Here is a 10,140-nt window from a genome sequence, read left to right on the forward strand (position 1 = left end):
CCCACAGGCCGTCGCTGGTACCGCGTTGCCCGTTGAGCTGTCAGCGCGGCTGCCTTGCTTGGCAGGGTCGTCTGTGGTCTTGAACCCGGCTGTTCGATGAACTGCGCGGAGCGCAGTTCATCGACCCTCAGTCCAGCGCGGGCGCTGGTCCAGGTCCAGGAGCGGACAGCTCCTGGTGGGGCCTGGGGCAAAGCCCCAGCGAGGCGCCTTCGACCTGAGAACCGTCAGGGCGCGGCGAACCTTGCGAGGTAGATGTCGCAGTCGCCTGCGCTTTCCAGGGGGCCCTGGCCGAGATCGATTGTCCCGTAAAACGAGCCTGTGATGGCTGCGGCTCCGGCTTGGTCCACGGCGACGCCGCCTGCGAGCTGGTAGCTGGGATCTCCGATGGCGCGGCTCTGGATGTGTTTGCCTGCGGCGTCGTAGCGCGCGAAGTAGACGTCGGTTTGTCCGGCGCCTTCGAGTGCTGCGCCGCCGAGGTTCACTGCCTCCGAGAACGTCCCCGTCACGACGAGCCCGCCCTTTGGATCGGCTGCGATTCGTGGGGCTGAGTCGTCCCACTCTGCCGAGGTGAGCCGGAATGTGCGCGCCCAGAGCTCGGCGCCTTCTGGATCGAGCTTTCCGAGGAAGAGGTCGCGGCCCTGGCTTCCGAGCTCGTCGCCGCCGAAATTGAGGTGGCCCTCGAAGAGCCCGCCGAAGAGGATGTTGCCTGCGGCGTCGGTCGCCAGGGCTTGAATGACCTGGTCGGCGACGTCGCCGTAGGTCTTCGTGAAGACGTGGTTTCCGTTTGCGTCGAGTTTCACGAGGACGGCGTCCACGCCGCCTGTGATCGTGATGGGCCCGCCGCCGAAATCGATCGGCGCGAGCATGCCGCCGCCGAGGAACACGTTGCCTTTGCCGTCCACGGCGACGTCCATGCCGGAATCGAGGCCCGTGCTTCCGAACGATTTGGCCCAGATGGGGGCGCCGTTCCCGTCGAGTTTGGCGACGAACACGTCCGTTGCGCCTGCGCTCGTGAGTGTCTCGCCGCCGAGGGCGAGTGTGCCGCTGAAGCTGCCTGTGACGATCAGCGTGCCGCTCCCGCCGGCGGCCATTCCGGACACGGTTGCGCCGAGCATGGTGCTGAAGACGTGCTTGCCGTTCGCGTCGAGCTTTCCGATCGCGGCGCCTGCTGCGCCTGGGGGCGTGAGCGGGCCGCCGCCGAGATCGATCTCTGATTGCGTGTTCACGGCGATCACCCATGCGTCTTCGCCGATGGCGAGGATCCGTGGGGCGCCCTCTTGTGAGGCTGATCCGAAGCGCATGCTCGTGCCGGGGTTTCCCTCGGCGTCCCAGGTGGCGAACGTGATGTCGGAGCTGCCGGCCGAGACGAGTGGGCCGCCGCCGAAATCGACGGTCCCCTCGAACGTGCCGACGAGGGCGACGTCGCCGCTTTCGCTCGTGGCCACGTCGGTGCCGCGGTCGCAGGTCGATCCGCCGGCGCGGATGCTGAAGGCGTTTCCGGCGGGCGGCGGGGCTTCCTCGGTGGGGGTGCAGCCGACGGCGAGTGCTGCGCAGGTGAGAAGCAAGGTCGGTTTGTTCATTCCGCGTATCCTTTCGGAAGAAGAAGTGGAGGGCGTCGTTCGGCCTCGCGACCGAAGGATACGCGCTTCTCGACGCCCGCTGCCGTGGAGCCCGATGCGGGAACGACACCTGTTGACTTCGCCTACGTAGCTCTGTTACAGATGTGTGAACGAACGATCGTTCAGTAACAAAGACCGCGTCGAGGCGAGCGATGCCGCACATGATCGTCGATGGGTGTGAGATCCAGTACGAGGTGAAGGGGCGGGGGGACGTCGTGCTCCTGCTCCACGGCCTGGGTTCGAGCTTGCTCGACTGGGAGATGCAGGTCCCGGCGCTCGCGGAGCGGTACACGGTCGTCACGGTCGATGTGCGTGGCCACGGTGGCTCTGGAAAGCCGCCCGGCCCGTACCGGATCGCGACGTTTGCTGCCGACGTGGCGCACGTCTTGCGGAGCCTCGGGCTCGGCCCGGCGCACGTCGTCGGCTTCTCGATGGGCGGCATGATTGGGTTTCAGCTCGCGGTCGACGCGCCTTCGCTCGTGCGGTCGCTCGTCGTGGTGAACAGCGCTCCGGCCATGGTGCCGCGCACGTTGCGCGAGCGGCTCGCGGTCCTGCAGCGTTTGGTCGCGCTGCGTGTGCTCGGCGTGCGTGGGTTCGCGCGCAAGATTGCCGAAATGAATCTTCCGCGCCCCGATCAAGAGGCGCTCCGCGAGAAGCTCGCCGCGCGCCTCGGGCAAAACGACGAGGCCGCGTATCGCGCCGCCACGAAGGCGATCCTCGGCTGGAGCGTGGCCGATCGGATCGGCACGATCCGGTGCCCGGTCCTCGTCGTCACGAGCGATCAGGACTATACGCCGGTCGCGGCCAAGGAGGCCTATGCCGCTCGGATCCCGCGCGCGCGTGTGGCCGTCGTCTCCGACTCGCGGCATTGCACGCCGATCGATCAGCCGGAAGCGTTCAATCGGATCTTGCTCGATTTCTTGAAGGAGCACACGGCGGCTCCGGGAGAACAAGGGGAGGTTTGTCATGGCGCGTGAACCTTGGCGATTCTTGGTGGCGGCCTCGATGCCGTTCGTCGTTTTCGCGGCCGGGTGCAACATCGACATCCAGCCGCCCGGCGAAGGCAATCAGGCGGCAAGCTCGAGCAGCGGCGTCGGGGGCGGCGGTTCGGGGGGCGGCAATTCGGGCGGTGGGGATGCGGGCGGCGGTGATTCCGGCGGCGGCGGCGCGGGCAGCGGCGGTGCAGGGGCTGGGGGCGCGGGCGGCGCGGCCGCGTCGCGCTGTACGGTCTCGCCGCAAGAGGTCGCGTGTCCTTACGAGACGCAGAGCATCCCGGCGCAAGCGGGGATCCTGCGGGACGTCGTCTGGCAGGTGCCGCTCGGGACGCCGCCCGAAAAAGGTTTTCCCGTGGTGCTCCTGTTCCAGGGCTCGTTTTATGGTCCCCCGATGATGTTCAAGGGCGCCGTGGATGGCCCCCACGGGGTCTATCACCTGGCGCTCACCGTGAAGGGGCTGCTCGACGCGGGCTACGCCGTGCTCGCTCCGGAGGCGCACGCGGAGGGCACGACGTTTTGGGACACGAACGTCCCCCCGTATTCGATCGCCTGGTCGACCGCGCCGGACCACGCGTTCATGCTCTCGCTCTTCGATTCGATCGCCGCGGGCTCGTTCGGCCCGCTCGACGCCTCGCGCATGTACGCGACGGGCATTTCGAGCGGCGGCTACATGACGAGCCGAATGGCCGTCAGCTACCAAGGAAAGTTTCGCGCGCTCGCGATCCACTCCGGGTCGTACGCGACGTGCAGCGGCCCTGTCTGCATCCTGCCCGACGCGCTGCCGGGGGATCACCCGCCGACGCTCTTCCTTCACGGCGACGCCGACCTCGTCGTCCCCATCGCCACGATGGAGAAGTACAACGCGCGCCTCGTCACCGAAGGGAAAGAGACGCGGGTCGTCGTCGGGCCGGGCGTGGGGCACGACTGGCTCGCGGCCGGCCCCGAAGAGGTCGTCGCCTGGTTCGACGCGCATCCGTGAGGTCGATCCCGTTGACATGGGCGAACGCTCGTCCAGAGAATCCCGCCATGAGCTCTCTCCGGGCCTCACGTCTGCGGGCTGTGACAGCGACCCTCCCTGCGTCTTCCGTGCCCGATGGCACGCGGCGACGGATCCTGGAGGTCGCGTTGCGGCTCTTCGCGAGCGAGGGCTTTCACGGCACCTCGGTCCGCGACATGGCGAAGGAGCTGGAGCTGCAGCCGAGCGCGCTCTACGCGCACTTTTCCTCGAAGGATCATGTCCTCGCGGAGCTCGTCCGCGTGGGCCACGAGGTGCACGCCGCGAGCTTGCGGGCGGCGCTGGCCGACGCGGACGAGGATCCGATCGAGCAGGTATGCAAGCTCGTCCGGGCCCACACCCTCGTGCACGCGACCTATCCGCACCTGGCCGTGGTGGTCAATGAAGAGATTTACGCCCTGACCGCCGAGCTCGCCGCCCCGGCGCTCGCGATTCGCGCGCAATCGCTTTCGCTCGTCCAGACGGTCCTCGAGCGAGGCGTCGTGATGGGGCGGTTTTCCATGCCCGACAAGGCGGCGACGGCCGCGGCGCTCTCGGCGATCGGCGTGCGCATTCCCTACTGGTACGAGCCGTCCGAGGCCCTCTCCCTCGACGCCCTCGCGGACGTGCACGTCGAGCTCTCGCTTCGAATGCTCCGGGCCTACAGGAGCCCTGACGGAAGAAAGGTCTGACCGACGCTGAATCAATCGTGAAGCGTCTCGTCTAGGGGACCCCGGGAAATCGAGGCGGCTGATCCACGACGTGGAAGCGGCGCGATCGGCGCGCGCGTGCGCCGCGACGAACCCGGCCAGAAACAGCAAAAGGAATACGATTGCAATGAACGGCGAACGATTGCATGTCGGGCCGTGGCCGCGCCACGCCCTCTTCCTTTCCATCAGCTTGATGATCGCGGGTTGCGGCGGAGAACCCGCGCCCGCGCTCTCGGTCACGACCGCGTGGGCGCCCGAGGAGGCGGATGTTCCGGTGGGGATCGATTCGCTCGTCGCCACCCAGCAGGCGAAGCTCCTCGCGGGCGACGGGGCTGCGAGCAACCGCATGGGTGGGGTGGTCGCGATCTCGGGGGACACGGCGATCGTGGGGGGCTACGGCGGCGCCCGCGCAGCGTACGTGTTCGTGCGGAGCGGCGGCGTGTGGACCGAGCAAGCGAAGCTCGTGGCCAACGACAGCGTGACGGGCGATCAATTCGGCAGCGCGGTCGCGCTGTCGGGGGACATGGCGCTCGTGGGCGCGCTCGGTGCGGGCCCAGGATCGGCGTACGTGTTCGTGCGGAATGGGGCCGTCTGGACCCAGCAGGCGAAGCTCCAGGCGAGCGACGGGACGACGGGCGATTCGTTTGGCAATCACGTCGCGCTGTCGGGGGACACGGCGCTCCTCGGAGCGTTCGGGGACGACCCCAAGGGCCAAAACAGCGGCGCGGCGTACGTGTTCGTTCAGAATGGGGGCGTCTGGACCCAGCAGGCGAAGCTCGTGGCGAGCGACGGGGCCATGCTGGACTATTTCGGCGATTCGGTCGCGCTGTCGGGAGATACGGCGCTCGTGGGGGCGCTCGGGGATGACGACAAAGGATCGTACTCCGGTTCCGCCTACGTGTTCACGCGGAGCGGCGGCGTCTGGACCCAGCAGGCGAAGCTCGTGGCGAACGACGGGGCGGCGGACGATGCTTTCGGCGATTCGGTCGCGCTGTCGGGGGACACGGCGCTCGTGGGCGTGTACGGGGAGGACGACAAGGGCCAGGATGCCGGCGCGGCGTATGTGTTCGTGCGCAATGGGCAGACGTGGGCGCAGCAGGCGAAGCTCCTGGCCCAGGACGGGGCGGCGGGCGACCAATTCGGCGCGGCCGTCGCGCTCGCCGGGGACACGGCGCTCGTGGGCGCGTACCTGGACATCGATCAGGGCGTGGAGGCCGGCTCGGCGTACGTGTTCGTGCGGAGCGGCGCGGCGTGGGCCGAGGAGGCGAAGCTCGTCGTGCAGGGCGGGGCAGGGGACCAGCTCGGCTCGTCGGTCGCGCTTTCGGGGAACACGGCGATCCTCGGAGCGCCCAGTGACGCGGACAAGGGTCAAAATGCGGGCGCTGCCTACGCGTTCGTCCTCGCGTCGAGCCTGGGTGATGCATGCGCGGCGTCCGCGGAATGCGCGAGCGGCTTCTGCGTGGACGGCGTCTGCTGCGACACGGCGTGCGGCGGAGGCGAGGCCGGCGATTGCCAGGCGTGTAGCGTCGCGGCGGGCGCGGCGGTGGACGGGACGTGCGCGCCGATCTCGGCGGGTGTCGAGTGTCGTGCGTCCGCAGGCGTGTGCGACGTGGCCGAGGCGTGCAACGGGCAAACCGCGGCGTGTCCGGCGGATGGTTTCGTGGTGGATGGGACGCCCTGCGCGGACGGCGTGTGTGAAGCCGGCGCGTGTATGACCGGTATGGGCGGCATGGGCGGCGCCGGTGGAATGGGCGGCGCAGGCGGCGCCGGTGGAATGGGCGGCGCCGGTGGAATGGGCGGCGCCGGTGGTGCAGGCGGCGCCGGTGGTGCAGGCGGCGCAGGCGGTATGGGCGGCGCCGGTGGTGCAGGCGGCGCAGGCGGCGCAGGCGGTATGGGCGGCGCAGGCGGCGCCGGTGGTACAGGCGGCGCCGGTGGGATGGGCGGCGCTGGCGGCGCTGGCGGTGCGGGCGGCGGTCAAACCTCCGAGGAGGGCGGCTGTGGCTGCCGGACGTCCCCGCAGACGGGAAGCGCGCCCGCGCTCTCGATGCTCGCGTTCGGGCTTCTCCTTGCGTCGCGGAGGCGCGTCCGGCGCGCGATGTCCCGCCCCTCCGCGCGCTAACCCCCGTCCGCGCCGTCTGCGAATCGCTCGATCGCGCGCACCTCGTCCTCGGGCAAAAACGGCAACACCTCCTCCACCGCGCCCGGCTGCATCGGCGCCGCGCCGAGCCGGAGCGCCGCCGCCTTGCCCACCGCCGCGACGAACGGGCTCGGGCTCATGCAAAGCGTGAGCACCTCGGAGAGCAGCTCCCGCGTCCCCAGCAGGGCCGCGAGCATCGCCGCGAGCGGCCCCTCGTCCACGGGGCGCCGATGCCCCACGAGCGCGCTTCGCAGGACCGCCGCCGTCTCCGGCCCCGACGCCCGCGCCGCCGCCCCTCGATACCCGGCTGTCGGCATTCCGAGCTGCGTCGCGCCGTCGGGCGACTCCAGGATGCGCCGGGCCCAGCCGAAGAGCTCCGCGAACGTCGCCTTGGTTCCTTCGACCGCCACCGCACCGTCGAGATCGAGCGCCACCGGCCTCTGCGCCGCCGCGACGTACCCCGGCAAGGCCACGGGCAGCACCGCGAGCGGCGCCGATGCCGGACAAACCGCGCGATAGGTCTCTCCGTCCACCTCCACGAAGAACATCTCCACGGAGCGCTCTTCGCTCATCCGGACCGTGCGGTGCCGGATCCCCGAGATCCGTGGCCAGGGAAGGACCTCCTCCTGCATCCCCTCGGGATGCATCACGAAGCCCCACGGTTCGATTCGAATGGCCGCGCGGAGCCCGAACGGGCTCTGCTCCTTGGCCTGGAGATACCCCCGGATCGCCATGAAAATCGGGGCGGCGAACACGTACCAGAGACCGCCATGGCTCACGGCGGTGAACGCCGCGCTCGCGGCCGCGAGGGCCGCCGTGGTCGCGCCCGCGCGGACCCACGGCCCCATTCCGGGCCCCGGCTCGAGATCCACGTGGCGCAGCTCGTCGACGACGACCACGCGCGGCGCGGGGCGGGCGTAGAGCTCGCTCACTGGCAATCGTATTTCTGGTAGCTCACGCCCTGCTCGGTCCGCACCGAATACACGACGCCGCCCTCGTCGAGCACCGCCATGTCGCGGAACGTCTCCTCGGGCATCGTATTCACGGGCAGCACCGCGGTGCCCGTCGGAATACCCTTGAGCGGCTCGTGGCACGAGAGGACCACGGACTCCTCCCCATTCTGCACGAGCAACGTGGCCAGATAAATGGTCCCGGTCTTGTCCGTGTCGAGGAGCAAGATCCCGCGGATCTCGCTCCCTTGCCGGAGCTCGCGCGTGAATCGGTGTTGCATCGTCGCCCGATCGACCGACGAGATGTACATCCGCCCATCCGTGGGCGGATCGACGATCCCGGCCTTGATGTAGCTCAGCCCGTCGCGCGTCGGTCGTCCCGGCACCTCGGTGCGATCGGCCGGCTGCCCGTCCGTCGTCCCGATCCGCAGGAGCGGGCCGTGCTCCTTCTCGACGTACACGTCCTTGCCGTCGACGAACACCCCCGTGACGAACCCGAGCTCGTCGAGCCCCTCGCCCTCGAGCGGCACCTCGCCGAGCACGCCGCCCTTGTCGTCGTACATGACGATCGATTTGCTGTTGTATCGATCCAGCACCGCGACCTTGCCATCGTCGGTCACGGCCATGTCCTGCGCCGCCTCCTGCCCCTTCAGCGGGATCACGGACTCGGGCTTGCCGTCGGGCCCAATACGCACGACCCGGCCATTGACCTGATCGAGCACGAACATGTTGCCCTTCGGGTCCATCGCCAAACTCATCGGCGCCTCGGGGTTCGCCTCGTCGGGGCGCGAACGGCCGAGCTCGTTCATCCGCGTCCCGCCCCACGTCGCCGAGAACAAGACCTCCGGCCCCTTCTCCGGCGCAGGCGCCGACGCATCCACCACGATGGCCACAGCCGACCCAGCAGCCCCCGGCGTGTCGTTCGGCGAGAGCCCCGGCGCAGCCTTCTCGCGGCCCGTGTTCACCGGCCTCGCCTCCTTCGACGACCCATCGCCGGAGCACCGCGCCACCACCACACCCGCGGCGAGCGCGCCGACGAAGGCCACGAGCGCCACCACCTTCTTGCGCATGGCCCCGTTCTACCAGAGCCGCACACACAAGGAAAAGCCCGCGCCAAACACCATCACCCTGGATAAGAAAAGATCCACCCTATGGGGGACGATCGATCCATCGCCAGAACACGCCAATCACCTGACAGGACCCCAAGTCGGCTCACGACGCCGCGCGTCGTTCCACCATCGCCGCAGATTTCTTTCGAGAGTGTGGAATTCTTTGCGTCGAAACCCTGCGCGTGGCCATGGACGCGTCTGGCACGAGGCTTGTACGATGGGTTTTCCACGTCCAGGAGCCAAAGCCCAATGAAGACCAACGCACGCCGCATGTCGCTGTCGATTGCCGCCGCCGCAGCCGTCGCCCTCGGAATGAGCATGCTCCCCGCATGCACCGGGGACGACTCCTCCGAGGAGCTCATCGGCGCCAACGAAGACCTCGGCTCGACCAGCGAAGGCGTGGCCGGCACCATCGCCGTCGGCTCGACCCTCAAATCGACGACGGACGTCAACCTCCGCACCGGCCCCGGGACGAGCTACTCAGTCCTGCACGTCGTGCCCACCGGCGCAAAGGTGACCGTCGAAGCCGCCGACCCGAAAAACGGCTTTTACAAGATCAAGCACGACGGCACGGTCGGCTGGAGCTCCGGCAAGTATTACACGACCGTCTCGGCAGGCGGCGGCAGCACGGGCGACCTGAGCGCCGCGCAGCAGGGCGCGATCAACCGCGGCAAGTCCATGAAGGGCTTTTCGTACTGGTGGGGCCACGGCCGCTGGAAGGCGGACGGGCCGACCTCGTCGACGAAGGGCTCCTGTTCGGGGAGCTGCCCGAGCTGCTCGCACAGCGGCTCGTACGGCGCCGACTGCTCAGGCTTCGTCGCCAAGGCCTGGAAGGTGCCCTCGTCGAACGACGACATCACGGTGGACTCGCACCCCTACGGCACGATCCACTTCGTGAAGGACTCATCGAACTGGAAGACGGTGTCGCGCTCGAACATGAAGCCCGCCGACGCCCTGGTCTACAACTCGGGCGGCGCCGGCCACATCGTCCTCTTCGAGAAGGGCGACGGCTGGGGCTCGATGTACGCCTACGAGTGCAAAGGCTGCTCCGCCGGCTGCGTCTACGGTCTGCGCACAGCCTCCTCGTCGTACCACGCGATCCGCCGCGCCGGCTGGTGATCGCGTCGGGGGCGTCGCGCCGGGGTTTCACCCCGGACCCGACCAGGGGTTGTCCACCCCTGGACCCGGACCAGGGCCAGCCCTGGACCTCTGGGCATCGACTGCGCGAAGCGCAGTCGATGCGGGGAAAGTTTTTTAAGCTGTCCGCCCCCTCTTTGCAGGGCCAGCCCTGGACCTTTGGGGGAAGAACTGCGCGATGCGCAGCTCTTCCCACAGGCCGGTGGCAAGACCGCGGAGGTTCAGTTCGCGCTGTCGACGGGACCTCAGGGGGAAGAACTGCGCGATGCGCAGCTCTTCCCACAGGCCGATCGTACTGCCCCGCCCGTTGAACCGTCCGCGCTGCCGTCTCGTTTGGCAGGATCGCCCCTGGTCTTGACCTGACCCGTTCGATGAACTGCGCATCGCGCAGTTCATCGACCCCGAGTCCAGCGCTTGCGCTGGTCCGGGTCCAGGGGTGGACAACCCCTGGTGGGGCCTGGGGCAACGCCCCCGCGACGCGCCGTCGCG

At 69.0% G+C, this 10,140-nt stretch carries 8 protein-coding genes; 5 read left to right on the top strand and 3 right to left on the bottom strand.

Annotated features, from left to right (window positions below):
- Nucleotides 1-224 precede the first annotated feature (224 nt).
- Nucleotides 225-1,580: a hypothetical protein gene (locus tag QHF85_RS48770; RefSeq protein WP_281334411.1), complete on the bottom strand. Its 1,356-nt coding sequence runs from the start codon at nucleotides 1,578-1,580 to the stop codon at nucleotides 225-227.
- A 191-nt stretch (nucleotides 1,581-1,771) separates the two neighbouring features.
- Here QHF85_RS48770 and QHF85_RS48775 point away from each other — a divergent pair, with 191 nt between their 5' ends.
- From QHF85_RS48775 to QHF85_RS48790, 4 genes are all read left to right on the top strand, one after another.
- The gene (locus QHF85_RS48775) at nucleotides 1,772-2,596 is read left to right on the top strand and encodes an alpha/beta hydrolase (RefSeq protein ID WP_281334412.1); all 825 of its coding nucleotides are present in this window, start codon (nucleotides 1,772-1,774) and stop codon (nucleotides 2,594-2,596) included.
- Complete coding sequence (locus QHF85_RS48780) at nucleotides 2,586-3,593, top strand: PHB depolymerase family esterase (protein ID WP_281334413.1); 1,008 nt, start codon at nucleotides 2,586-2,588, stop codon at nucleotides 3,591-3,593. The genes QHF85_RS48775 and QHF85_RS48780 overlap by 11 nt, the downstream gene beginning before the upstream one ends.
- Before the next feature lie 47 nt (nucleotides 3,594-3,640).
- Nucleotides 3,641-4,300, top strand: coding sequence for a TetR family transcriptional regulator (locus QHF85_RS48785; protein ID WP_281334414.1), 660 nt, complete (start codon nucleotides 3,641-3,643; stop codon nucleotides 4,298-4,300).
- A gap of 145 nt (nucleotides 4,301-4,445) precedes the next feature.
- A complete protein-coding gene (locus QHF85_RS48790; protein WP_281334415.1) occupies nucleotides 4,446-6,437 on the top strand; it encodes an MYXO-CTERM sorting domain-containing protein in 1,992 nt (663 codons plus the stop codon).
- On the opposite strand, the gene QHF85_RS48795 is transcribed toward QHF85_RS48790, so the two are convergent.
- A complete protein-coding gene (locus QHF85_RS48795; protein WP_281334416.1) occupies nucleotides 6,434-7,387 on the bottom strand; it encodes a hypothetical protein in 954 nt (317 codons plus the stop codon). The two genes, QHF85_RS48790 and QHF85_RS48795, sit on opposite strands and share 4 nt — an antisense overlap.
- Nucleotides 7,384-8,475 (bottom strand): hypothetical protein, encoded by a 1,092-nt coding sequence (locus QHF85_RS48800; protein ID WP_281334417.1) that lies wholly within the window; start codon nucleotides 8,473-8,475, stop codon nucleotides 7,384-7,386. Before QHF85_RS48800 ends, QHF85_RS48795 begins: the two co-directional genes overlap by 4 nt.
- 288 nt (nucleotides 8,476-8,763) lie before the next feature.
- On the opposite strand from QHF85_RS48800, the gene QHF85_RS48805 reads away from it, so the two are divergent.
- The gene (locus tag QHF85_RS48805; protein ID WP_281334418.1) at nucleotides 8,764-9,633 is read left to right on the top strand and encodes an SH3 domain-containing protein; all 870 of its coding nucleotides are present in this window, start codon (nucleotides 8,764-8,766) and stop codon (nucleotides 9,631-9,633) included.
- The last annotated feature ends 507 nt before the right edge of the window (nucleotides 9,634-10,140 follow it).

Source organism: Polyangium sp. 6x1, assembly GCF_029946515.1.
GTDB lineage: Bacteria > Myxococcota_A > Polyangia > Polyangiales > Polyangiaceae > Polyangium.